This is a genomic window from Vreelandella hamiltonii (assembly GCF_014651775.1).
Classification (GTDB): domain Bacteria; phylum Pseudomonadota; class Gammaproteobacteria; order Pseudomonadales; family Halomonadaceae; genus Vreelandella; species Vreelandella hamiltonii.
Genome location: NZ_BMXN01000005.1, coordinates 11,120 through 33,563, shown reverse-complemented (window position 1 = coordinate 33,563; position 22,444 = coordinate 11,120). Strand labels below are relative to the sequence as shown.

The window sequence follows — 22,444 nt, the reverse complement described above, 5'->3', positions numbered from 1 at the left end:
CCACGTTGCAAGACCAAGGATGCTGTTGTTTATGCAGAACGTACGACGCTATGCGGATGTCATTGCCAGCATAGAGGGGTTGGTGTGGCTAGGCCTTGCCTGGTCGATCTCCATTTCCATGTATCAGCAGAGTACCGAGCCTACGCTGGCCATGTTGTTCGTGGTGGGCGCACTGCTGCTGTTCAGTTGGGCACACCGACCGCTGCGCTATCTGCTGATGCGCTACCACATTCGCAAGCGGCGCACCGACATGTGGATGCACACATTGGCCCTGCCCCTGTTGCTGGCCATGTTTTTCCATATCCTGCTGGAAACGCTGTTGGGCACTGCCTGGCTGCCACCCAAAATACTGCTGTTCAACCTGCTGGCATCAGCGGGCTGGTTAACCTTCGTCATGACGCTATTCATCAAGTTCGTGATTCATAGCGTCAAGACATCGAACAAGTAATCGTCCATGGCTACCGCTCTGCCCCTGCCGCTCTCCACGCCCAACCGCAACCTGGTCCGGCTGACCATCGTACGGGGGATCACCTGGACGGGCTTTCTGATGGCGATCATCGTCGGCATCGAGCTGCTGGCGTTCAATCTGCCGGTCACAGCGGTGGTCAGCGTAGTCATCGCCATGGGCATGCTGAATATTGCCACCTGGTGGCGGCTGGGCCGCCCCAGAGCGGTCACCCATATCGAGTATCTGGCCCACCTGCTGGCAGATATCACCGGGCTGACGCTGCTGTTCTATTTTTCCGGGGGGTCTACCAACCCTTTCATCACCTACTACCTGGTGCCGGTGACCATTGCCGCTGCCACACTGCCGTGGCGACACGCCTGGATCATTGCCGCCTGTGCCATGGGCGGCTACACCTTCCTGATGTTTTTCTACCACCCCATACCGCAGCTGGGGCATATCAGCAGTGACGGCCCTTTAAGCCTGCATGTGCTGGGCATGTGGCTCAACTTTGGCCTGTCGGCGGGGCTCGTGACCTTTTTTATCTACAAGATGGCCCATGCCCTACGCAGCCGAGACAAAGCACTATCGCGCACCCGGGAAGCCGCACTGCGCAACGAGCAGGTGCTGGCAGTGGCTACCCAGGCCGCCGGCACGGCCCATGAGCTGGGTACTCCGCTGTCGACCATGGCCGTGCTGCTGAAAGAGATGCAGGCTGACGCAGCCCAGGACTCGGCGCTTGCCGATGACATCGCGCTTCTGCGCCAGCAGGTGGATATCTGCAAGTCGCGGCTGCAGCATCTGGTCAACAACGCCGACCGGCGGCGCATGGCCGAGCCGGAGATCCTCGACGCCGAAGTATGGCTGGCAGGCGTGGTCCAGCGCTGGCTGGTGATCCGTCCTGACGTCAACCACCTTTTCGACGTGGCCGAGCGGCGGGGACGACCATGGATTGCGGTAGATGCCACCCTCGATCAGGCCCTCACCAACCTGCTCAACAACGCCGCCGATGCCAACCCCGAGCACATCGCCATTCGCCTGGATTGGCAGGACGAGAGCGTCGTGATCGATATCCGCGACCATGGCCCCGGCATTGCGATGTCGATAGCTGACCAGTTGGGTGATACCTTCGTATCGACCAAGAGCAAGGGGATGGGCATCGGGCTTTTCCTGACTCACGCCACGATCAATCGGTTTGGTGGTGGTGTAAGCCTGTATAATCACCCGGAAGGGGGAACACTGACGGAGGTGACGCTGCCACGCTGCTCCGCACCGGGCTAGCCTGCCATCAGTGCCAAGTCAGACCATCGAGGATGCCATGCAGAACCAAGACCAGCGCCTGTTGATCGTAGATGATGATGAAATGTTCTGTCACGTACTGAGCCGCGCGCTGACGCGCCGTGGCTTCGACGTGATGGTAGCCCATGACGCCGACCAGGCCATGGCGACCGCCGCGCAGTTCCTGCCCACCATGGCCACGCTGGATTTGAAGCTCGAGCACAGCTCAGGGCTCAAACTACTGCCCGAGCTGCTCAATACCGTGCCGGGTTGCCGTATCGTCGTACTGACCGGGTACTCCAGCATTGCCACCGCCGTCGAAGCCATCAAGCTGGGAGCCATCAACTACCTGTGCAAACCCGCCGACGCCGATGACGTCATGGCGGCTTTCGAACACCCGGAGGCCGACCCCAACGTGGAGCTGGCCGACAACCCACCCTCGATCAACCGCATTACCTGGGAGCACATCCAGAAAGTGCTACAGGAGCACGATGGCAACATTTCGGCTACGGCAAGAGCCCTTGGCATGCATCGCCGGACGCTTCAGCGCAAGCTGCAGAAGCGCCCGGTACGCCGTTAGTGGGCAGTCCAGCCCAGGTCGATGTTCCAGCTGGCACCGGTCACCGCGCCAGCGGCATCCGACGCCAGATAAGCGACTAGCTGGGCCACTTCGGAAGGCTCGATCAGGCGTTTCACCGCCGCGTTTTTCAACATGATCTTCTCGATCACTTCCTGCTCATCCATGTTATTGAGCTTTGCCTGGTCGGCAATCTGATTGTCGACCAGCGGCGTCTTGACGTAGGCCGGGCAAATGGCATTGGCCGTGATGCCCTGCTCGCCCCCTTCTAGGGCCGCCGTCTTGGTCAGTCCGATCATGCCATGTTTGGCACTGATGTAGGCCGCCTTGCCAGGAGACGCCACCTGGGCATGGATAGAAGCGATATTGATGACCCGCCCCCACCCCCTCTGACGCATGTGCGGCCAGGCGGCCTGGGTCAGCAGGAAAGGCGCGGTCAACATCAGGTCGATGATTTGCCGCCACTTCTCTTCGGGGAACGACTCGATGGCCGCGACGTGCTGGATGCCAGCATTGTTCACCAGGATATCCACGCCACCAAAGCGCTTCACGGCGTCGGCAATGGCACCACGGCAGGCGTCCGGGTCGGTCAAATCGGCCTTGTAGAACGCCGCACCGGCCTGGTCAGCCACCTCCTGACCCGCCTCGTTGAAATCCACTGCCAAGACCTGGTGGCCCTGCTCGCAAAAATGCTTGACCACAGCGGCACCGATACCACTGCTGGTACCGGTGACGACTGCAACACGGGGCGTTGACGCTTTATCTGCTGACATGCAGGCTTCCTTTTATCGATGTGTCTGAAATGAAGATATAAACACTTAAAACTATAGGTGCTGTCTCGGGCTTCTGCCTTCTGCCAAGTAAATTCAAAGAGTGTCAGATGACATCAACTGCTCCATCATACGCTGGGCAAGCCGAGACGCCTCTTGCAGACTCTCAAGCTCACTCAGGTCGTCCAGAATGCAGCGCTGATAGAACTCGATACCGTTCGGCAAGCGCTCGAGCGTCATGCGATAACGGCCCGATGGCAAGGAGACCACGTGAGACTCTTCCAGAGGGGCAGACAGCGTTGCCTGTTCGGGCACCACCAGCATCCATAATGCACACGGGGTGATCAGCGCGCCTACCAGCGTGCTGGCGCCGCTGATCCGCAGGTCGCTGTATTGAAAGCACAGCGCATCCACACTCAATCGCGGGTTGTAATGGGCCTCCTTTTTCAGCGCCGATAACGATGCGTCTCGGTAGCTGGTCGCCAACTCGGCCAGATAGCCATAGTCGTGGGCCTGCAAGACTTGCATGAGAATGCTCCTGTAAATGCACGGATCGCGTGACGTCCATTGTAGGGCTTTATGGATAGCGTAGTGTGCTGCTATTGGCGAAACACGCCGGGCTACGCCACAATGGGCGCTACTGTACAAGTCATACCTTATTCAACGGAGTCATTACCATGTTCGTGGTTATTTTTGGGCGTATGTCCTGCCCTTTTTGCGTACGCGCCAAACATCTTGCCGAACACCTGGAGAGCAACGGCAAGATCGAAGGCTATCGCTACGTCGACATGCCATCCGAAGGCGTCACCAAGGAAGATATCGCCAAAACGGCTGGCAAACCCATTCATACCGTCCCGCAGGTCTTCATCGACCAACAGCACATCGGCGGTTACACCGAGTTCGACCAGTTCGTCCGCGACAAGCAGCTGCTGGCTTCTTAGCCCGGCCTCGCCGCTTCGGGCGTTAAAACCTCCGTTAATCCGCGTTGAAACAGCGTCTACTCGCTTGCCTATACTGAGCGTTCGATGATCGTGTTCGATTCACTCAGGTCAGCAGGCGGCGAGGAATGGCGATGCAGCGCGAGGAGTTTTTACAACAGCTTTGGCTGGACTATATCCATAATCATCCGGATATCGGGGCGCTCCGGCTATGGCCCATCAGCGCCAGCGCCGAATACCTGACGCTGGTGACGATCAACCACGGGCCTTTTGCCATCAATGCCCTCAGCATACCCTTGGCACGGATGGGCTATCGTTCCGTTGGCCACTATGCCATGGCAGACAAAGGGCTCCTGATTCATTTGCTGGCACCTAACGATGACAGCAGTTGGCTAGTGCTCGCCGAACTCCAGGTGGGCACGCTCTCCAAAGCTCCCAGAGAAGCACTCACCGCCTTGATACGGCAGAGCCATCCAACCGACTGCAAGGGCCACAATCTGCTGTCTCGCGGCCGCCCATGGCCTATGCCCAGCTGGACGCTCTACCAACAGCTGCATACCGCCCATCCACTGGCCGCCTGGCTGGCGGTAATGGGGCCACGGCTTCACCACGCCGGGTTCGATTGCGCCACGCTGAATGCCTCGCTGGACTCGCTGGGCCTGCAGTTGGAGCATGTCGGCCTGTACGCCCTCGATAGCCAGCAAAACGGGGTTTTCTCGGTCTCCAGCCTGCTGAATCATCGTTTCTACCCCGCCATGCCACAAAAAATCGTGTTCAGCGATGGGGACGAACACCGCCTTTGCCTCGGAGGGCTGTCGCTGACACAGCGCCATGTGGAAGACGACCACAAGCGGCTGGCGGAAATCCTGCTGCCCTTCCATGCCCGCTGCGAAATGGCGTGAGTCTCACTGACCCACGCCACCCATGTCATACGTCGAAGGTCATTTCAGGCACATGATCGGGAACGATCAGCTTGCCAGCCGTCTTTTCGACGATCTCCTCGACGCTGACGCCAGGCGCACGCTCCTTGAGAATGAACGCTCCGTCCTTGATTTCAAGGTAAGCCAGGTCAGTCAGCACTCGATTGATGCAGCCAGCCCCGGTCAACGGCAGCGAGCATTTTTCCAGCAGTTTGGACTCACCATGCTTGGAAGCGTGGGTCATGGTACAGATGATGTTATCGGCACCCGCCACCAGGTCCATGGCACCGCCCATGCCCTTGATGAGCTTTCCCGGAATCATCCAGGACGCGATATTGCCTTCCTGATCTACCTCGAAAGCGCCGAGCACGGTCAAATCCACGTGCCCGCCACGGATCATCGCAAAGGATTCGGCTGAAGAGAAAATGGCCGCGCCAGGTCGTGCTGTCACGGTCTGCTTGCCCGCATTGATCATGTCAGGGTCGACTTCTTCCTCGGTAGGAAAGCGCCCCATGCCCAGCAAGCCGTTTTCCGACTGCAGCATGACATCCATGCCGTCGGGGATATAGTTGGCCACCAGCGTGGGAATACCGATTCCCAGATTCACATAGAACCCGTCCTGGAGTTCACGAGCCACTCGCTGTGCCATTTGTTCGCGTGTCAAAGCCATGGTGCCACCTCTTGTCGTTGATTAGCTGCGCACGGTGCGCTGTTCGATACGTTTCTCGAACGTGCCCTGAATGATGCGATCCACATAAATACCCGGCGTATGGATCTGACTGGGCTCCAGTTCGCCTGGCTCAACGATCTCCTCTACTTCTACGACGGTGATCTTGCCGGCAGTAGCGGCCATGGGATTGAAGTTCTGGGCGGTGTGGCGGTACATGACGTTGCCGTAACAATCGGCTTTCCACCCTTTGACAATGGCGAAGTCACCCTTGATAGCCTCTTCGAGGATATAGTGACGACCGTCGAACTCACGCACTTCCTTGCCTTCACCGATCGGCGTACCGTACCCGGTGGCTGTAAAGAACGCCGGGATGCCCGCTCCGCCTGCGCGCATCTTCTCTGCCAGCGTACCTTGCGGTGTCAGCACCACTTCGATTTCATTGTTCAGCATCTGTTGCTCGAACAATGCGTTTTCGCCTACATAGGACGCGATGATCTTGCTGATCTGACGGTCTTCGAGGAGGATACCCAGCCCAAAGCCATCGACACCACAGTTGTTGGACACCACGGTCAGGTCATTGACCGCACGGCGTTTGATTTCGGCAATCAGGTTCTCGGGAATGCCACACAGGCCAAAGCCACCTGCAATCACGGTCATGCCGCTTTCCAGGCCTTCCATTGCTTCTTCATAGGAAGATACACGCTTGTCGAATCCTGCCATTGTGTTGCCTCACGTGGTTGGTAAAACGTTATCAGATATTGTTGGTTACGTGGTTGCTGACCAGTCTGGCACAAAAGCTGCGCGCTGGATGCAGTTGCTTCGATAGAGTCAGTGTTGTGTCTGGTGATATATTTGTTAAGTTTGTTTTTCTTATCAATTTATTTTAATAACTTATAAAGAGTTCTCATGACCGTCAAGCAGCTCAGGGCCTTTCTGGCCGTGGCCCAAACACTCAGCTTTACTCAGGCATGCGAACGCCTGCATCTTTCCCAACCCGCGCTCAGCCTGGCCATCAAAGGGCTCGAAGACTCACTGGGCGGCAAGCTGCTGATTCGCAGCACGCGTAGCGTTCGGCTCACACCCGAGGGGGAGTCGCTGTTTCCGCTGGCCAAGCACCTGCTGGCCCAGTGGGACAACACCGAAGAACGTTTGCGGCAACGCTTTACCCTGCAGCTGGGACGGCTGAGCGTGGCCGCCATGCCGTCGTTTGCCTGCAACTTGCTGCCCGGCGCGCTGGTCAAGTTCCGTCAGCGCTATCCCAAGATCAACGTCACCGTGCACGATGTCATCAATGAAGAAGTGATGGACATGGTGCGCTCCAGGCAAGTCGAGCTGGGCATTGCGTTCGCCCCCGAAGGCGCTGGCAGCTTGAGCTTTACGCCACTCTTCGAAGATCAGTTCGTGGCCGTCGTCCCCCTCGACTCCCCGTTGGCCCATCGGCAAAGCCTGGATTGGCAAGAGCTGCTGCGCCACGACGTGATCACCCTGCAACGCCCTTCCATGGTACGGCGCCTGCTGGAACAGGAATTAGCTACTCAAGGTATCGAACTGCCCGTCGCCTTCGAAAGCCATCAGCTGTCGACCGTGGGGCGCATGGTCGCTGCGGGTCTGGGCGTCAGCGCCGTGCCCTCCATGTGTATTCAACAAATGGACGAGCTAGGTGCCCACTGCCTGCCACTGACCGAGCCCAGCATTGCCTGTCGAGTGGGCATCTTGACCCATCAGGAGCTCTCCGTCGCGGCTCATGCGCTGCGTAACGTCCTCATCGAAAACGTTAAAACTCCCAGGCTGGCGCGGCACTGACAACGCCCTTCATGGCAAAGTTATGCTGGGCAGCTCGCGCTTGTTCCATTAGCATTTGTCTTCACATGCGTAGAGTCGTCTTGGCACGCCTTCCACATCAGGGGCCTTGGCAGTTGCTTTGTGCGTAGTATCGCTTTGTGCGTAGTATCAGTAGATCAAGGATCGCGGTATGCCAATTATCAAAGGGGGTGTCAGCATCTTGCTGCTGACGCTGAACACACTGGTTTGGGGTGTGCCCCTGATTATTCTGACGCTGCTCAAAGTAATGGCACCTGGCCGAAAGGCCAAGGAGTGGTTGCTGAAGGGGCTGTGCGCGGTGGCCTTGAACTGGATAGGCGTCAACCTATGGTGGATGCGCCTATGGTTGAAGCCGCAGGTGTCCATTCAGGTGCCCGACAACCTCACGCCCGAGCAGTGGTGGCTGGTCATTTCCAATCACCGCAGTTGGACCGATATTTTCATTCTGTTCATGGCGCTCCATCGTCGCATCCCGATGCCGCGTTTTTTTCTCAAGCATCAACTGATCTGGATTCCGATTGTGGGGCTGGCTTTCTGGGCGCTGGAATTTCCTTTCATGCGACGTTTTACCCGCGAGCAGATTACCAGAAACCCAAAGCTGGCCACGATCGACAGAGAATCCACCGAGCGAATTTGCCGCCGTGCACGGCACGCCCCCATTTCGATTTTCAATTTTGTGGAAGGCACTCGCTTCACGCCGCTCAAGCGTGATGCACAGCAAAGCCCTTATCGTCACTTGTTGCGTCCCAAGGCAGGCGGCATCGGGCAAGTACTTAGCCTGCTGGGTAACCAATTGGATGGTATCCTTGATGTCACCATCAGCTATACCAATCCAACCCCGACGTTCATGGGCTTTCTGTGTGGAAAAGAAGCCCCGATTACCCTCGAAGCCAGGCAGATTGATATCCCGGAGTGGATGCAAAATGCCAACTACCACGAAGATTCGCAGCACAAGGAACGCTTCCACGCATGGATCAATTCACTGTGGCAGGAAAAAGACGCGTTGCTGGACACTCTCAGCGACCACGACTAGGGCACTGGTTGAGCGCTTGCCTGGTCGTCAGCCTGCTGGCGGGCTGTGCCAGCTCGACCCCCGCAACCAGCCAACGCGCCCCAGCAAGCAGCAGCGCCAGCACGTTGAGCGGTGACTGGATCGAAGTGGTCCGCGGAGACACCTTGGGGCAGTTGGCCGCTCGCGCCAATGTCCCCATCGAACGCTTGGAGCGCTTCAATCCGGGCGTCGATGCGCGACGCCTGAACGTCGGCCAACGGCTGTTGATACCCACCCAGCAGGAGCGCGCGCCCTCAGGCGGACCTTACCGCTATCAGGTACGCGCTGGTGATACCTATTCTGGCATTGCACGCCATTTCGGCACGACCACAGGAAGGATCCAGAGCGCCAACCCCGGCACCCCCGCTACCGCATTGCGGGTGGGCCAGATCATCAGCGTACCGTTGAGCGGCAGTGGCAGAGCCGTTGCAGCCAGCAGTGGCGGGTCGAGCGGCTCATCGGCAGCACCCGCGACGCCTGCGGCAACGCCCAGCGCCAGCCTGCCCGCCTCGGCACGCCGTTGGCCATGGCCACTGGAAGATTACCGGGTCGTGCGGCGCTTTGGTGCCGATAGCCGTGGCACGCTGCAACCGATGTTGCTGGCCACCCAGGCTGGTGCCAAGGCCAAGGCCGTGGCGCCTGGAGAAGTGCGCTTTGCCGATGGCATGCGCCAGTTGGGTGAGGTGGTGATCGTACATCATGCAGACAACCTGCAAAGCGTCTATGCGCTTTGCGAGCGGCTGCTGGTCAACGTCGGCCAGCAGGTCAGCACTGGCGATGCCTTGTGCGAAGTTGGCCAAAGCGCCTCGACGCAGCGCTATGATCTGCTCTTCGACCTGCGCCAGGGCGGCAAGCCCATCGACCCGCGACAGGTGTTGAGATAGAAGGTATCGAGCAAGCCCCCGCTTTTGGGGGCTTGCACAGAAGTACCTCACCCTCGATAGTAGCCTGGTTCCACGAAAGGCATTGGCGTGACCGTCATGGGCAGCGATTTACCCCGAACCAGCGCAAACACCGTCGTGCCCGGCGCTTCCCATTGCCGTTCCACGTAGCCCATGGCCACGGGCTTGCCGACGCTGGGGCCAAACCCGCCGGAGGTTACCTGACCGATCTCCTGGCCTGACTCATCCACCAGCGTGACGCCCTCACGCACAGGGGCACGCCCTTCCCCCACCAGACCGACCCGCTTGCGGGAATGATCCTTGGCATCCACCTGATGCAGAATGATATCCGCCCCCGGGAAGCCTGCCGGGCGCTCTCCCCCATGCCGGCGCGGCTTGCCGATGGCCCAGATCAAACTGGCCTCTACCGGCGTGGTGGTCATGTCCATGTCGTGACCGTAAAGGCACAGTCCCGCCTCAAGGCGCAGGGAATCCCGTGCCCCCAGGCCAATCGCCTCCACTTCCGGTTCGGCGAGTAGCGCTTCGGCCAACGCCTGGCTCGCCTCTGCGGCCACGGAAATCTCGAAGCCATCCTCTCCGGTATAACCGCTGCGGCTGATCCACACCTCGTGACCGGCCAGGCTGAAACGACCATGTTGCATGAACGTCATGTCGCAGGCCGCGGGGCACAGGCGCTGCATGACATCACGCGCCTGGGGCCCTTGCAGCGCCAGCAAACCTCGATCCAGCACATCGATCTGGTGAGTAGAACCCAGGTTGGTGCGTAGATGAGCAATATCCTGATCCTTGCAGGCCGCATTGACCACCAGATAGAAGTGATCTCCGGCATTCACCACCATCAGGTCATCGATGATTCCGCCCTCGGTCCCGGTAAACAGGCCATAGCGCTGCTGGCCGACCTTCAGCCCCACCAGATCGGCGGGAATCAACGTCTCCAGCGCGTCTGCCACACCGTCGCCGGACACCAGAATCTGCCCCATGTGCGATACGTCAAACAGGCCGCACTGCTGGCGCGTATGCTCGTGCTCCTTTTTCACCCCCAACGGGTACTGTACGGGCATCTCGTAGCCCGCAAAGGGCACCATTTTCGCGCCTAGCTGGGTGTGCAGTGAATGCAGCGGCGTACGTTTAAGTTCGGTCATGGGTTTCCTCAATGGTCAAAAGAGAAACGGGAAGCCTTAAAGGCTTCCCGGCTCTGATGGATCTTATCTTCCCGCCTGTGAAAGGCGCTTATTTATCGTGATCCAGGGCTTCACCCGGCAGGATGTCCTTACCCGCAAAATAATCCCGAGTGAGTTTAAACACAACCGGCGACAGCAGCGCCAGCGCAATCAGGTTGGGAATGGCCATCATCGCGTTGAAGGTATCGGCCATCAGCCAGATGAAGCCCAGCTGCGCGATGGCACCCAGCGGGATGGCCAAGACGAACAGCACGCGGTACAGCATGATGGAGCGCGTGCCAAACAGGAACTGGCAGCACTTCTCGCCGTAGAACGACCAGCCCAGAATGGTGGTAAAGGCAAAGATGGCCAGCGCCACGGCCACGATCTGATTACCAAAGCCCGGCAAGGCCGCATCGAAGGAGAGCGCGGTCAGAGAGGCCCCTGCTTCGCCATCGATCCATACCGTAGAGGTCAGAATGACCAGCGCGGTGATGGTACACACGATGATCGTGTCGATGAACGTACCCAGCATGGCGATCAAGCCCTGACGAACCGGGTTGCGGGTCTGTGCCGCCGCATGGGCGATGGGCGCACTACCGAGGCCCGCTTCGTTGGAGAAGATGCCCCGCGCCACGCCAAAACGAATGGCCGCCATGACGGCAGCACCGGCAAAGCCACCGGCAGCGGCAATCGGGTTGAAGGCATAGTAGAAAATCAGCCCAAAAGCCTCGCCAATTTGTCCGGCATTGACGATCAGTACCAGCAGCCCGGCGGCGACATAGGCAATCCCCATGATCGGCACCAGCTTGCCTGCCACCTTGGCAATACGCTTGATACCACCGAGAATCACCGCCCCGGCCAGTACCATGATGATCACCCCCGTCAGCCAATGGGGCACGCCAAAGGTGGCATCCATGGCATCCGCCACCGAGTTGGACTGCACGGTATTACCAATGCCAAAGGCAGCCACGGCACCAAAGAATGAAAACAGGCCGCCCAGCCATAGCCACTTCTTGCCCAGGCCGTTCTTGATATAGAACATCGGCCCACCAATGTGGTGACCGGTGCTGTCGGTTTCACGGTAACGCACCGCCAGAACCGCCTCGGCGAATTTCGTCGCCATGCCCACTAACGCAGTAATCCACATCCAGAAAACCGCACCTGGGCCACCCAGCGCGATGGCCGTCGCGACACCGGCAATGTTACCTGTGCCAATGGTGGCAGAGAGCGCCGTCATCAGCGCATTGAAAGGCGAAATCTCGCCTTCATCGCTGGCTTTCGAAGCGCTCTTGTCGGCAGGTTTTACATCGCGGCCTTGCCACATTAGCTTGAAACCCATGCCGAGCTTGCGTATCGGCATCAGTTTCAAGCCAATTTGCAGGTAGATACCCACCCCCAGCAGCAACACCAGCATCAACGGCCCCCACACCACGCCGTTAATTGCGCCCAATAGGCTCGTCAACATTTCCACACGACTCTCCTTAACCGAAGGATTAGTAAATTTATTATAAAGGTCCTGTCGCTCTCCCACCCATGACGCTCACGGAAGAACACCCTCACGCATGCCTACCATAGCGCTGACTACACGCTGGAAAAACGCAAGATTGGCATGTTTTATACCATTTTACTGGTGTACATCCATGGTCATGTCGCCAAAAGGCAGAGAAAGCCTCTTTTTTTGGAAAACCAGCCTGCCTTGCCATGCCGTGAATGACATGCATTTTTTCTCATTTTGACACTCAAGAGAAACTTGTTTCCAATCGGAAACAAGGTACCATACGCTCATGGCACGCCAGACAGCCCGTGCCCAACAGTCGCCAAGCTGAACGACAAACGCTAGTATGCTGTCGTTCACTCCACTGTTTAACAAGGGAACCTTCATGAGCAATCTTCCAGCTAATTTGCGCTACGCTGCCAGCCACGAATGGGTACTGGATCATCAGGACGGTACCGTTACCGTCGGCATTACCGACCACGCCCAACAAGCGCTCGGCGATGTGGTCTTCGTCGAGCTGCCGGAGGTCGGTCAGAGCCTCAGCAAGGGCAAAGAGTTTGGCGTGATCGAATCGGTCAAGGCTGCTTCTGATCTCTACTCGCCGGTGGATGGCGAAGTGATCGAGGTCAATGAAGCGCTGGAAGATGCGCCTGAAACAGTCAATGAAGCCCCTTACGAAGGTGGCTGGATCATGAAGGTACGCGTTGACGGTCAGGCCCTGGAAGGCCTGCTGGATGCCGATGCCTACCAGGCGTCGCTCAGCACCGACGATTGATTCTGCTTCACCCGAACGCCTGCCTCCGTGCAGGCGTTCACGTTAACACCCTGATGCATCACGCGGCCGCACAACCTCCCACGGGTTGTACGAGCGGCACCACAGCCACGCAGAACAGGCTGCCCTGAGCCCCCACGGTTTACTCATCACGTTCGGAACCTTCCCATGCCTTTTGAAACACGCCGTTTGGCCGAACTGGCCGACCACGATGCTTTTATCAAACGCCATAACGGGCCTAGCCCCGACGATGTCGCCACCATGCTAAAAGCGCTCGATTTGCAGCGTATGGAAGATCTGATCGAGCAGACCGTGCCAAGCGATATTCGCTTGGGCCGCGAACTGGCACTGGCCCCCCCCCGCAGTGAAGCAGAAGCCCTGGATTACCTGAGCCAGCTGGCACGCCAAAACCGCGTGGCCAAAAGCTACATTGGCCAGGGTTATTACAACACTCATATGCCCGCCGTGATCCAGCGTAACGTGCTGGAAAACCCAGGCTGGTACACCGCCTACACGCCTTACCAGCCCGAGATTTCTCAGGGGCGCCTGGAAGGTCTGCTGAATTTCCAGCAGGTGGTCATGGATCTCACCGGCATGGAACTTGCCAACGCTTCCCTGCTGGATGAGGCCACCGCCGCCGCCGAGGCCATGGCGCTGTGCAAACGCGGCAACAAGAAGAGCAAGTCCAACACCTTTTTCGTGGCCGAAGACGTCTTCCCGCAAACCCTGGACGTCATCAGGACCCGCGCGGAATTCTTTGGCTTCGAACTGAAGATTGCACCGGCGGAGCAACTGGCAGACGAGGAGGTGTTCGGCGCGCTGGTTCAGTACCCGTCCGCCAGCGGCAACATCACCGACCTCGCCCCGCTACTCGCCAAGGCCCAGCAGAACGGCATCATGACCTGTGTCGCCACGGATCTGCTGAGCCTGGTACTGCTGAAAGAGCCCGGTATCTTTGGTGCCGACATCGTGGTGGGCAGTTCGCAGCGCTTTGGCGTACCCATGGGCTTCGGTGGCCCTCACGCGGCGTTTTTTGCCACCTCCGACAAGCTCAAGCGCTCCATTCCGGGCCGCATCATCGGCGTTTCAAAAGACAGCCGTGGCAAGACCGCGCTGCGCATGGCCATGCAGACCCGCGAACAGCACATTCGTCGCGAGAAGGCCACTTCCAACATTTGTACCGCCCAGGCGCTGCTGGCCAACATTGCCGGTTTCTATGCCACTTATCACGGTGCCGAGGGGCTGCGCAAAATCGCTGGCCGCGTTCACCGTCTGACCACCCTGCTGGCCACCGGCCTGCAACAGGCGGGTGTGCAGCTGGCCAACGATAGCTGGTTTGATACGCTGCGCCTTACCCAGGTCGATGCAGGCAAGATTCATGGCCGCGCCATGACCCATGACATCAACCTGCACTATTTCGCCAATGGCGATGTCGGCATCAGCCTCGATGAAACCACGACGGCCCATGACGTCGCGACCCTGTTCGATGTCCTGCTCGGCGATGAGCACGGTCTTTCCGTCGCCGCCCTCGACGAGCAAGTGGTGGAAGGCAAGCTGGCAGGTATTCCGGCAGAGTACCAGCGGGAAAGCGACTTCCTGAGCCATCCGACGTTCACGCGCTACCGCAGCGAAACCGAAATGCTGCGCTACCTGAAACGCCTGGAGAACAAGGACCTCTCCCTGGCCCATGCCATGATTCCGCTGGGCTCATGCACCATGAAGCTCAACGCCACCAGCGAGATGATTCCGGTCTCTTGGCCTGCCTTCGCGCATCTGCACCCCTTCGCGCCTCGCGACCAGGTGGCGGGCTATCATCAGATGATTGACGAGCTGGCCGCTTTCCTGGTGGAAGTGACCGGCTATGACCATATCTCCATGCAGCCCAACTCTGGCGCTCAGGGCGAATATGCCGGCCTGCTGGCCATTCGCCGCTACCAGGCCGCCCAAGGCGAAGCCCACCGGGATGTGTGTCTGATTCCGAGCTCTGCCCACGGCACCAACCCGGCATCTGCCGCCATGCTGAGCATGGAGGTGGTGGTGGTCGAGTGCGACGCCAACGGCAACATCGACCTGACCGACCTGACCCAGAAGGCCGAGCAGTACAGCGAGCGGCTCTCGGCGGTGATGATCACCTACCCGTCTACCCACGGCGTGTTCGAGTCCCACGTTCGTCAGATGTGTGAGGTGATTCACCAGCACGGCGGCCAGGTCTACGTGGATGGTGCCAACATGAACGCCCAGGTGGGACTGACACGCCCAGGCGACTTCGGCGGGGATGTATCGCACCTCAACCTGCACAAGACCTTCTGCATTCCTCACGGGGGTGGCGGTCCGGGCATGGGCCCCATTGGCGTCAAGGCGCATCTGGCCCCTTACGTTTCCAACCACGTGGTCACGCCCATCGATGGCGTACAGCCCGGTGGCGCAGTCTCTGCTGCCGCCTTTGGCAGCGCCTCGATCCTGCCCATCTCCTGGGCGTACATCAAAATGATGGGCGCGCGGGGGCTGCGCGAGGCAACGGAGATCGCCATTCTCAACGCCAACTACATCGCCAAACGGCTGGCGCCGTCCTACCCGATTCTCTATCGCGGCCAGAACGGCTATGTGGCCCACGAGTGCATCATCGACATCCGCCCGCTCAAGAGCGCCTCGGGTATCAGTGAAGAAGATATCGCCAAGCGACTGATGGACTATGGCTTCCATGCGCCGACCATGTCCTTCCCGGTACCCGGCACGCTGATGATCGAGCCTACCGAGTCCGAATCACTCTACGAGATCGACCGCTTCTGCGACGCGATGATTGCCATTCGTGAAGAGATCGCGCGCGTCGAGAATGGAGAGTGGCCGCTGGACAACAACCCGCTGGTCAATGCGCCGCATACCCAGGCCGACGTCATGGACAGCGACTGGCAGCGCCCCTATGACCGCCAGCTAGGGGCTTTCCCCAGCGAAGCCGTCGCCGCCGCCAAGTACTGGCCGTCGGTCAACCGAGTGGATAACGTCTTTGGTGATCGCCAACTGGTGTGCTCGTGCCCCAGCATTGACGAATACCGCCGCTAGGCAAGCCCCCCTCACACGCCTCTGGGCCCTGTTCAGGGTTCCAGAGGCGTCGTTTCTTGTAGCCGCTGATCATGGAAGCCCTTGAGCAGCTTCTCGTAACGCTTGGGCAACACGGAATCCTTGCGCCGCAGCAGATAGAGCACTTCGTGAATGACCTGCGACAGTGGCAGCGGCTTCACCTGGCGCTGCCAGGGAGAAGTTTCCAATACCAGCCGTGACACGACGGTAAAGCCGAGCCCCCGGGCCACGGCGTCCAGCACCATGCTGACTTCGTTGGTAAACCCCTGATGGCGAAAATGCGTCATGGAGCGGAACTCGTCGGGGAAGTTGGCCCGTAGCAGCGCGTTGGCGTGATTGATGCCATCGTAGTAATTGATGAAGCCCAACCCCATCAGTTCGGCCAGGGTACTGCCCGCGAAGTCGGCGGGTACCACCAGGCACAGAGGCTCCTTGTGCCAGACGGTGCAGGCAAGCTCGGTATGGTTGAGCTGCTCGGTGACGATGCCGATATCGTAACGCCCTTCCAACAGGTCGTTGACGATTTCATGATTGAAGGCAAAGCTGTAGTTGACGGTCAGGCTGGGGTGCATCTGCTGCTGCCCCAGGATGTAGGGGTAGAACATCAGCCCGACGCTGCCAGGAGAGGCAATGCGGCACTCGCCGCTATCCAGCGAATCATCGTCCAGACCATGCCTGAACTGCTCATGTTCGGCGAACAGCTTCAACGCATAGTCGTAAGCGCGACGACCAGACTCGGTCAGCGTAAAACTGCGCCCGTGACGCTCGATCAGCGCTTTATCCAGATAGGTTTCCAGCTTTCTGACGTGCTGGCTGACGCCCGGCTGCGTCATCTCCAGGCGTCGCGCGGTGCGCGTGAAACTGCCCGTTTCCACCAGTGTGATAAAGGTACGAAAGTATTGAGCGTTGAACATGGGTTCCCGGCAACTTCATCATTAACGGTCACTGTCACAGTGAGGATCATCAGGGCGCCTAGAATGGATGCCTACCGGCGCCAAGCCTCTAGCCTAGCATAAAAAACGACCGCCTCGGGCTCGGATGCCCTTAGCAGGGCAAGGCAGCTGAACGTGAGGGAGCAGCATGCTAGTATGCCGATTGGTCATGATCATACTCAGGGATAGTCCATACAATGACGCAACCTTCAGCACCCCGCGCCACCATTTCCAGCATTATTTCTCCCGAAGGCAGCCTGGAAGTACTGTCTCAGCATGAGGTCAATCGCCTCAAGAGCACCTCGAAAAGTGGGTTGCATGACTTGTTGCGCCGCTGCGCCCTCGCCGTGCTCAACTGCGGCAGCCCTACCGATGACAGCCTGGCCCTTCTCGAAGCCTACAAGGATTTCGACATCGAAGTGCTGCAGCAGGATCGCGGCATACGCCTGAAGCTCACCAACGCGCCAGCGGAAGCCTTCGTTGACGGACGCATGATACGCGGCATTCGTGAGCACCTGTCGTCGATCATCCGCGACATCGTCTACGTCTATAACGAGATCCAGCATCATAATCGCTTCGATCTCAGCACTGGCGAAGGCACCACCAATGCCGTGTTTCACATTCTGCGCAAGGCGGGCACGCTGAAGCCGGGCCGCGACCCGAGCCTGGTAGTGTGCTGGGGCGGCCACTCGATCTCCCGTGAAGAGTACGAATACACCAAGGACGTCGGCTATCACCTGGGTCTTCGCGATCTGGACATTTGCACCGGCTGCGGCCCGGGGGCCATGAAAGGCCCCATGAAAGGTGCCAACGTCGCGCATGCCAAGCAGCGCCGCAAGGAAGGCCGCTACCTGGGCATTTCCGAGCCTGGCATCATCGCTGCTGAAGCTCCCAACCCGATCGTCAATGAGCTGGTGGTGATGCCGGACATCGAAAAGCGCCTGGAAGCCTTCGTGCGCCTGGGCCATGGCATCATCGTGTTCCCCGGTGGCGTGGGTACCGCCGAAGAGATCCTTTACCTGCTGGGCATTCTATTGCACCCCGGCAACCAGGACACTCCCTTCCCGCTGATCTTCACCGGCCCCGCCAGTTCCGCCGCGTACTTCGAGAAGATCGACGAGTTTCTGGTCTACACCCTGGGTGAAGAGATCCGCCGCTTCTACACCATCATCACCGGGGACCCGGCGGCCGTGGCGCGCAAAATGCGCGATGGCATCCACCAGGTCAGCGAGTTCCGCCGCCAGCACCAGGATGCGTTCTACTACAACTGGCGCCTGACCATTGCCCGCGAGTTCCAGGCACCCTTCGAGCCTACCCACGAAGCCATGCGCAGCCTGGCGCTGCACCGCCAGCAGCCCACCCACGAGCTGGCAGCCAACCTGCGCCGCGCTTTTTCGGGCATCGTGGCAGGCAACGTGAAAGAGCCGGGCATTCGGGCCATCGAGGCTCACGGGCCTTTCGAACTGACCGCAGAGCCCGAGCTGATGCAGCGCCTGGACGACCTGCTCGGCTCTTTCGTGGCCCAGGGCCGCATGAAACTGGACGGGCAGCCCTACACGCCCTGCTATGTGCTCACATAAGCCCATGTACTCAAGTAATCTAAGTAACGCCGCATGATCGTCGCTTTCCTGACGCTGATGGCCGCGGGGATCATCAAGGGTGCCATCGGCTCTGGCGTACCGGTCATCGTCATTCCCGTGCTGACCATGCTGTACGACGTCAAGCTGGCCATTGCCGTGCTGGTGGCCCCGAACCTGTTCAGCAATGCCCTGCAGGTCTGGCAGTACCGCCACCATCTGCTGCCGCATCGCTTTCTGCTCTGGTTCGGCCTCTCCGGTGGGCTGGGCATCGTGATCGGCACCTGGGGGCTGGTGGTGCTGTCGCCCACGCTGCTGTCGCTGGGCGTGGCGGCTGCCATCGTGCTCTACCTGGCCATCAAGCTGGCCAACCGCAGCTTTACGCTGCCTTTCCCACTGGCGCAGCGCATCGTGTTGCCGGTGGGGCTAGTGGCAGGCGTGCTGCAAGGTGCGGCGGGCATGTCCGCCCCGGCGTCGGTGACCTTTCTTAACGCGATGCGCCTGGAGCGCCCGGTGTTCATCGGCTCGATTTCGGTGTTCTTCGTGGCGATCACGCTGGTACAGATCCCGGCTCTGCTCAGCGCCGGGATTCTCACCTGGGAGCGCTCGTTGTACAGCCTGGCTGCCCTGCTGGTCATTCTGGCAGCCATGCCCCTGGGCGCCAGGCTGGGCAAACGCCTGCCGCATCGCTGGTTCGACAGGCTCATCATGTGCCTGTTGGCCACGATTGCCATCAAGATCGTCGTGGATGCATTGATGGCCTAGTCTATACTAGGGCATGATCGCGGCCGAACCGTACTCGGCATTCATGTCATGTATACTTCTTGACTCTTTATCTCTGACTTCAGCACCAAGGAAAGGAGCGACCCATGGAAATGATCAACCAGTTGAGCGATGGCAAGGCCAAAGCCTTTGCCAAACACTGTTTTGAAAGCTATTCCCCGGAAGAACTGAACGCGGCGGCGGCGGGCAGTCCTGACAAGGACCAGGCCGACCACTGGGGCATTACCGAAGGACAGTGGCAAGAAGCCGTGACAGCGGCCCTTGCCGACCATAAAGCCCAGAGTGACTGAACACCTCTTAACGCTCTGACGTTGCCGCTGCCTGCCCATGGCAGGCGGTGGCACTCACCTCCTCCGGCGCAAGATGCTTTTCTCCACCTCGACCACGCCATACACGGCCATGCTTCCCACCAGAATGGCAAGCCAGTGGTGAGCAGCCAGCCCCTCGCTGACCAGCACGAACTGCATGAAGGGTAAGTAGGTGAACCCCAGTTGCAGCAGCAGGACCAACCCGATGGCAACCCACACCGGCCGACTGCCAAACACGCCTTTCCAGGTCAGCGTGCTGTTGAGCAAATAGCGGCTGTTGATCAGGTAAGCGGCACTGCCCGCCACCAGCATGTTGACCGCGCCCGTGCGAGCCAACGCTTCGCTACCCCCCTGCCCCAGAATCCAGTTGAACATACCGAATACGCCCACCAGCAGCAGTAGCGATACGAACACCACCCGCCAAAGCAGAAAGAGATCCAGCAGCGGCGCCTTTGGGTCCCGGGGCGGGCGCTGCATCAGATCCTTCTCGCCAGATTCGAACGCCAATGCCAGGCCCAGCGTAATGGCCACCACCATGTTCACCCAGAGCGCCTGCAGCGGAGTCACCGGCAGGCTCGTGCCCGCCAGCACGGCCAGCATGATGGCCAGCCCCTGGGCACCATTGGTGGGCAGAATGAAGGTAATCGTCTTGCGGATATTGTCGTAAACCTTACGCCCTTCTTCGATGGCGTGGACGATGGTGGCGAAGTTGTCGTCGGCCAGCACCATTTGAGAGGCATCCTTGGCCGCTTCCGTTCCTTGAATGCCCATGGCGACACCCACATCTGCCCGTTTGAGCGCCGGGCCATCGTTGACCCCATCACCCGTCATGGCGCACACGCCTCCACGCGCCTGCATGGCCTTGACCAGCCGCAGCTTGTGCTCTGGCGACGCCCGAGCAAACACATCCACCTCCAGAATGATCGCTTCGAGCTGCTCATCGGTCATGGCCTCCATTTCACGCCCGGTCAAGGCCCGCTCGGTGTGCTGAAATCCCAACTGCCGGGCAATGGCCAGGGCGGTGGCAGCATGGTCTCCGGTGATCATCACCGGGCGAATACCGGCGCGCTGGCAGCGTTTCACCGCCTCGATGGCCTCTTCACGGGGCGGGTCCAACAGCCCTATCAACCCCAGCAGGCGCAACCCCGACTGCACATGAGGGTGGTCGAGCTCAGCGTCTTCTTCCATTGCCTTCTCGGCAATCGCCAGCACCCGCAAGCCTCTCGATGACAGCGCTTCGATATGCGCCTCCCACTCGCTGGCCACCAGCGGGGCTTCGCCTGCATCGGTGATCACATGGCTGCTCATTTCGATAATGCGATCCGGCGCGCCCTTGACCAGCAGCCGCCGCCCACCCTCAAGGTCATGCAGCGTGGCCATGTACTTGTGCTCTGATTCAAAAGGAATCGCATCGAGACGCGGGTACTGCTGGCGCAACGCCAGGTGGTCGAGCCCCGCTTTCTCGGCAGCCACCACCAGCGCGCCTTCGGTGGGGTCGCCAAAGATGCGATAGCGTTCATCTTCCTGGTGCAACTCGGCATCGTTGCACAGCACGCTGGCCAACAGGCAACGCTGCAAGGCAGGCTCATGGGCCAGTCCATTGCACTGCTCCTCGGCGGCCGCTCCTTCCCGGCATAGCTTGCCATGCGGGGCAAAGCCGATACCCTCGAGCGTGAAACGGGCATCCTGCAGCCAGATGGCCTGGGCTGTCATCTCATTACGGGTCAGCGTGCCGGTCTTGTCGGAGAAAATGGTGGAAATCGAACCCAGCGTTTCCACGGCGGGCAGCCGCCGGATGATGGCCCGCCGCCTGGCCATGCGCTGAACGCCCAGCGCCAGGCCAATGGTTACAATCGCAGGCAGGCCTTCGGGAATGGCCGCTACCGCCAGGCCCACGGCCGCCATGAACATCTCGCCCAAGGGCTGCTGATGCAGCCAGGTACCCAGCAGCGCCGTGATCCCAGCGGCCAGCAGGATAAACACCGCCAGCACTCGGCCAGCTCTATCCAACTGCTGTAGCAATGGCGTCTTGATCTGCTCGACACTGCGCAGCAGCTCGGAAATCTTGCCAATTTCCGAGCGCCCTCCGGTCGCCACCACCAGGCCACGGGCATTCCCCTGCACGACCAGCGTGCTGGCAAACGCCATGTTCGAACGCTCGGCCAGCTCGGTATCGTGGGCCAGCGGCGCGGGCTGCTTATCGACGGGCACCGACTCACCGGTCAGGGCAGCCTCATCGGTTTTCAAGCGCCGTACTTCCAGCAGCCGAACATCCGCAGGCACGCGATCCCCGCTCTCGAACAGCACGATATCCCCCGGCACCAGCGCTTCGGCGGGCACCGTGGTACGCTGGCCATCGCGCAGCACGTTTGCCTGGGGAGACAGCATGTTGCGAATACTGTCCAGCGCCTGCTCGGCCTTGCCTTCCTGGAAAAAGCCGATCAAGGCAATGATCAACACCACGCCCACGATGGCGGCCGCATCAATCACGTGGCCCAGCAGAGAGCTGGCCACCGCCGCGACCACCAGAATCAGCATCAGGATATTGGCAAACTGCGCCAGCAACCGCTTGTACCAGGGGCGCCCCTGGGCCTGCTCCAGGCGGTTTTCTCCATACTGAGCCAAACGCGCCGCTGCTTCTTCGCGGCTCAAGCCTTCACGGGTCGCCGACTGCTGCGCCAACGCTTCGTCTACCGATAGCCAATGCCATGCCTCGGGCGTTGCAGCCTGCTTGCCTGTGCGACTCATCCCTGCCTCCTGGTCGATGCTCTCGAGTAGGTATCTCACCTTGCACCAGAGCATACCGTACCCAGCTACGCAGGATGCCTCCCACCGCTAAAAGCTTGACTTGCATCAAGAGCACCCAAACGCCAGCCTATTTAATCTGCATCATGCAACCTGGCAAAGTGCTGTACTAGACTGTCACGCAGCCCAACAGCAAACGCCGACGGCGCCACATCCCAC

Annotated in this window: 21 protein-coding genes; 13 read left to right on the top strand and 8 right to left on the bottom strand. The window is 59.7% G+C overall.

Translation table 11 applies throughout. The features are described from left to right. The first annotated feature begins 31 nt into the window (after positions 1-31). From IE091_RS05940 to IE091_RS05930, 3 genes are read left to right on the top strand one after another with little or no spacing between them, the layout of a single operon-like run. Positions 32-448, top strand: coding sequence for a hypothetical protein (locus IE091_RS05940; RefSeq protein ID WP_189463035.1), 417 nt, complete (start codon positions 32-34; stop codon positions 446-448). Between the two features lie 6 nt (positions 449-454). After that, positions 455-1,726, top strand: a complete 1,272-nt coding sequence (locus IE091_RS05935; protein ID WP_189463034.1) for an ATP-binding protein — start codon at positions 455-457, stop codon at positions 1,724-1,726. A 37-nt stretch (positions 1,727-1,763) separates the two neighbouring features. Then, positions 1,764-2,303: a response regulator transcription factor gene (locus IE091_RS05930; protein WP_189463033.1), complete on the top strand. Its 540-nt coding sequence runs from the start codon at positions 1,764-1,766 to the stop codon at positions 2,301-2,303. Here the strand turns inward: IE091_RS05930 and IE091_RS05925 are convergent. Together IE091_RS05925 and hybE are read right to left on the bottom strand one after the other, a co-directional pair. Then, the gene (locus tag IE091_RS05925) at positions 2,300-3,073 is read right to left on the bottom strand and encodes a 3-hydroxybutyrate dehydrogenase (RefSeq protein WP_189463032.1); all 774 of its coding nucleotides are present in this window, start codon (positions 3,071-3,073) and stop codon (positions 2,300-2,302) included. The genes IE091_RS05930 and IE091_RS05925 overlap by 4 nt on opposite strands. Before the next feature lie 93 nt (positions 3,074-3,166). After that, positions 3,167-3,598 carry a [NiFe]-hydrogenase assembly chaperone HybE gene (gene hybE, locus IE091_RS05920; RefSeq protein ID WP_189463031.1) on the bottom strand — a complete coding sequence of 144 codons (432 nt, stop codon included), beginning with the start codon at positions 3,596-3,598 and terminating at the stop codon, positions 3,167-3,169. Positions 3,599-3,747: 149 nt separating this feature from the next. Between hybE and IE091_RS05915 the strand changes: the two genes are divergently transcribed. Together IE091_RS05915 and IE091_RS05910 are read left to right on the top strand one after the other, a co-directional pair. Then, entirely contained in the window at positions 3,748-4,011 is a 264-nt protein-coding gene (locus IE091_RS05915; protein ID WP_039178039.1) for a GrxA family glutaredoxin, read from the top strand. Between the two features lie 131 nt (positions 4,012-4,142). After that, a complete protein-coding gene (locus IE091_RS05910) occupies positions 4,143-4,910 on the top strand; it encodes a VOC family protein (RefSeq protein WP_096923023.1) in 768 nt (255 codons plus the stop codon). 25 nt (positions 4,911-4,935) lie between these two features. Here the strand turns inward: IE091_RS05910 and IE091_RS05905 are convergent, their stop codons facing one another. Together IE091_RS05905 and IE091_RS05900 are read right to left on the bottom strand one after the other, a co-directional pair. Further along, positions 4,936-5,598, bottom strand: coding sequence for a CoA transferase subunit B (locus tag IE091_RS05905; protein WP_189463030.1), 663 nt, complete (start codon positions 5,596-5,598; stop codon positions 4,936-4,938). Between the two features lie 21 nt (positions 5,599-5,619). Continuing rightward, entirely contained in the window at positions 5,620-6,318 is a 699-nt protein-coding gene (locus IE091_RS05900) for a CoA transferase subunit A (RefSeq protein ID WP_189463029.1), read from the bottom strand. A 186-nt stretch (positions 6,319-6,504) separates the two neighbouring features. Here IE091_RS05900 and IE091_RS05895 point away from each other — a divergent pair, with 186 nt between their 5' ends. From IE091_RS05895 to IE091_RS05885, 3 genes are all read left to right on the top strand, one after another. Then, complete coding sequence (locus IE091_RS05895) at positions 6,505-7,401, top strand: LysR family transcriptional regulator (protein ID WP_039178048.1); 897 nt, start codon at positions 6,505-6,507, stop codon at positions 7,399-7,401. 169 nt (positions 7,402-7,570) lie between these two features. Further along, complete coding sequence (locus IE091_RS05890; RefSeq protein WP_189463028.1) at positions 7,571-8,452, top strand: acyltransferase; 882 nt, start codon at positions 7,571-7,573, stop codon at positions 8,450-8,452. 119 nt (positions 8,453-8,571) lie between these two features. Beyond that, positions 8,572-9,354: a LysM peptidoglycan-binding domain-containing protein gene (locus IE091_RS05885; protein WP_189463177.1), complete on the top strand. Its 783-nt coding sequence runs from the start codon at positions 8,572-8,574 to the stop codon at positions 9,352-9,354. A 47-nt stretch (positions 9,355-9,401) separates the two neighbouring features. On the opposite strand, the gene gcvT is transcribed toward IE091_RS05885, so the two are convergent. Beyond that, entirely contained in the window at positions 9,402-10,514 is a 1,113-nt protein-coding gene (gene gcvT / locus IE091_RS05880; protein WP_189463027.1) for a glycine cleavage system aminomethyltransferase GcvT, read from the bottom strand. 88 nt (positions 10,515-10,602) lie between these two features. Next, positions 10,603-12,006 carry an alanine/glycine:cation symporter family protein gene (locus IE091_RS05875; protein WP_039178057.1) on the bottom strand — a complete coding sequence of 468 codons (1,404 nt, stop codon included), beginning with the start codon at positions 12,004-12,006 and terminating at the stop codon, positions 10,603-10,605. A gap of 409 nt (positions 12,007-12,415) precedes the next feature. Here IE091_RS05875 and gcvH point away from each other — a divergent pair, with 409 nt between their 5' ends. Further along, positions 12,416-12,805: a glycine cleavage system protein GcvH gene (gene gcvH, locus IE091_RS05870; RefSeq protein WP_039178059.1), complete on the top strand. Its 390-nt coding sequence runs from the start codon at positions 12,416-12,418 to the stop codon at positions 12,803-12,805. Positions 12,806-12,970: 165 nt separating this feature from the next. Then, positions 12,971-15,862, top strand: coding sequence for an aminomethyl-transferring glycine dehydrogenase (gene gcvP / locus IE091_RS05865; protein ID WP_189463026.1), 2,892 nt, complete (start codon positions 12,971-12,973; stop codon positions 15,860-15,862). 32 nt (positions 15,863-15,894) lie between these two features. Here the strand turns inward: gcvP and IE091_RS05860 are convergent, their stop codons facing one another. Continuing rightward, positions 15,895-16,794, bottom strand: a complete 900-nt coding sequence (locus tag IE091_RS05860; protein WP_039178064.1) for a LysR family transcriptional regulator — start codon at positions 16,792-16,794, stop codon at positions 15,895-15,897. A 215-nt stretch (positions 16,795-17,009) separates the two neighbouring features. Between IE091_RS05860 and ppnN the strand changes: the two genes are divergently transcribed. The 3 genes from ppnN (at position 17,010) to IE091_RS05845 (ending at position 19,462) form a co-directional block, all read left to right on the top strand. After that, the gene (ppnN, locus tag IE091_RS05855; protein WP_308428117.1) at positions 17,010-18,392 is read left to right on the top strand and encodes a nucleotide 5'-monophosphate nucleosidase PpnN; all 1,383 of its coding nucleotides are present in this window, start codon (positions 17,010-17,012) and stop codon (positions 18,390-18,392) included. A 33-nt stretch (positions 18,393-18,425) separates the two neighbouring features. Then, positions 18,426-19,154 (top strand): sulfite exporter TauE/SafE family protein, encoded by a 729-nt coding sequence (locus tag IE091_RS05850; RefSeq protein WP_081193248.1) that lies wholly within the window; start codon positions 18,426-18,428, stop codon positions 19,152-19,154. Between the two features lie 104 nt (positions 19,155-19,258). Further along, positions 19,259-19,462: a hypothetical protein gene (locus IE091_RS05845; RefSeq protein ID WP_039178069.1), complete on the top strand. Its 204-nt coding sequence runs from the start codon at positions 19,259-19,261 to the stop codon at positions 19,460-19,462. Between the two features lie 54 nt (positions 19,463-19,516). Here IE091_RS05845 and IE091_RS05840 read toward each other — a convergent pair whose 3' ends face one another. Then, complete coding sequence (locus tag IE091_RS05840) at positions 19,517-22,228, bottom strand: cation-translocating P-type ATPase (RefSeq protein WP_189463025.1); 2,712 nt, start codon at positions 22,226-22,228, stop codon at positions 19,517-19,519. Between the last annotated feature and the right edge of the window lie 216 nt (positions 22,229-22,444).

Excerpts from the sequence above, each read along its gene's own strand:
- IE091_RS05940 (WP_189463035.1), top strand. The coding sequence starts at position 32 with ATGCAGAACGTACGACGCTATGCGGATGTCATTGCCAGCATAGAGGGG.
- IE091_RS05935 (WP_189463034.1), top strand. The coding sequence starts at position 455 with ATGGCTACCGCTCTGCCCCTGCCGCTCTCCACGCCCAACCGCAACCTG.
- IE091_RS05930 (WP_189463033.1), top strand. The coding sequence starts at position 1,764 with ATGCAGAACCAAGACCAGCGCCTGTTGATCGTAGATGATGATGAAATG.
- IE091_RS05925 (WP_189463032.1), bottom strand. The coding sequence starts at position 3,073 with ATGTCAGCAGATAAAGCGTCAACGCCCCGTGTTGCAGTCGTCACCGGT.
- hybE (WP_189463031.1), bottom strand. The coding sequence starts at position 3,598 with ATGCAAGTCTTGCAGGCCCACGACTATGGCTATCTGGCCGAGTTGGCG.
- IE091_RS05915 (WP_039178039.1), top strand. The coding sequence starts at position 3,748 with ATGTTCGTGGTTATTTTTGGGCGTATGTCCTGCCCTTTTTGCGTACGC.
- IE091_RS05910 (WP_096923023.1), top strand. The coding sequence starts at position 4,143 with ATGCAGCGCGAGGAGTTTTTACAACAGCTTTGGCTGGACTATATCCAT.
- IE091_RS05905 (WP_189463030.1), bottom strand. The coding sequence starts at position 5,598 with ATGGCTTTGACACGCGAACAAATGGCACAGCGAGTGGCTCGTGAACTC.
- IE091_RS05900 (WP_189463029.1), bottom strand. The coding sequence starts at position 6,318 with ATGGCAGGATTCGACAAGCGTGTATCTTCCTATGAAGAAGCAATGGAA.
- IE091_RS05895 (WP_039178048.1), top strand. The coding sequence starts at position 6,505 with ATGACCGTCAAGCAGCTCAGGGCCTTTCTGGCCGTGGCCCAAACACTC.
- IE091_RS05890 (WP_189463028.1), top strand. The coding sequence starts at position 7,571 with ATGCCAATTATCAAAGGGGGTGTCAGCATCTTGCTGCTGACGCTGAAC.
- gcvT (WP_189463027.1), bottom strand. The coding sequence starts at position 10,514 with ATGACCGAACTTAAACGTACGCCGCTGCATTCACTGCACACCCAGCTA.
- gcvH (WP_039178059.1), top strand. The coding sequence starts at position 12,416 with ATGAGCAATCTTCCAGCTAATTTGCGCTACGCTGCCAGCCACGAATGG.
- gcvP (WP_189463026.1), top strand. The coding sequence starts at position 12,971 with ATGCCTTTTGAAACACGCCGTTTGGCCGAACTGGCCGACCACGATGCT.
- IE091_RS05860 (WP_039178064.1), bottom strand. The coding sequence starts at position 16,794 with ATGTTCAACGCTCAATACTTTCGTACCTTTATCACACTGGTGGAAACG.
- ppnN (WP_308428117.1), top strand. The coding sequence starts at position 17,010 with ATGACGCAACCTTCAGCACCCCGCGCCACCATTTCCAGCATTATTTCT.
- IE091_RS05850 (WP_081193248.1), top strand. The coding sequence starts at position 18,426 with ATGATCGTCGCTTTCCTGACGCTGATGGCCGCGGGGATCATCAAGGGT.
- IE091_RS05845 (WP_039178069.1), top strand. The coding sequence starts at position 19,259 with ATGGAAATGATCAACCAGTTGAGCGATGGCAAGGCCAAAGCCTTTGCC.
- IE091_RS05840 (WP_189463025.1), bottom strand. The coding sequence starts at position 22,228 with ATGAGTCGCACAGGCAAGCAGGCTGCAACGCCCGAGGCATGGCATTGG.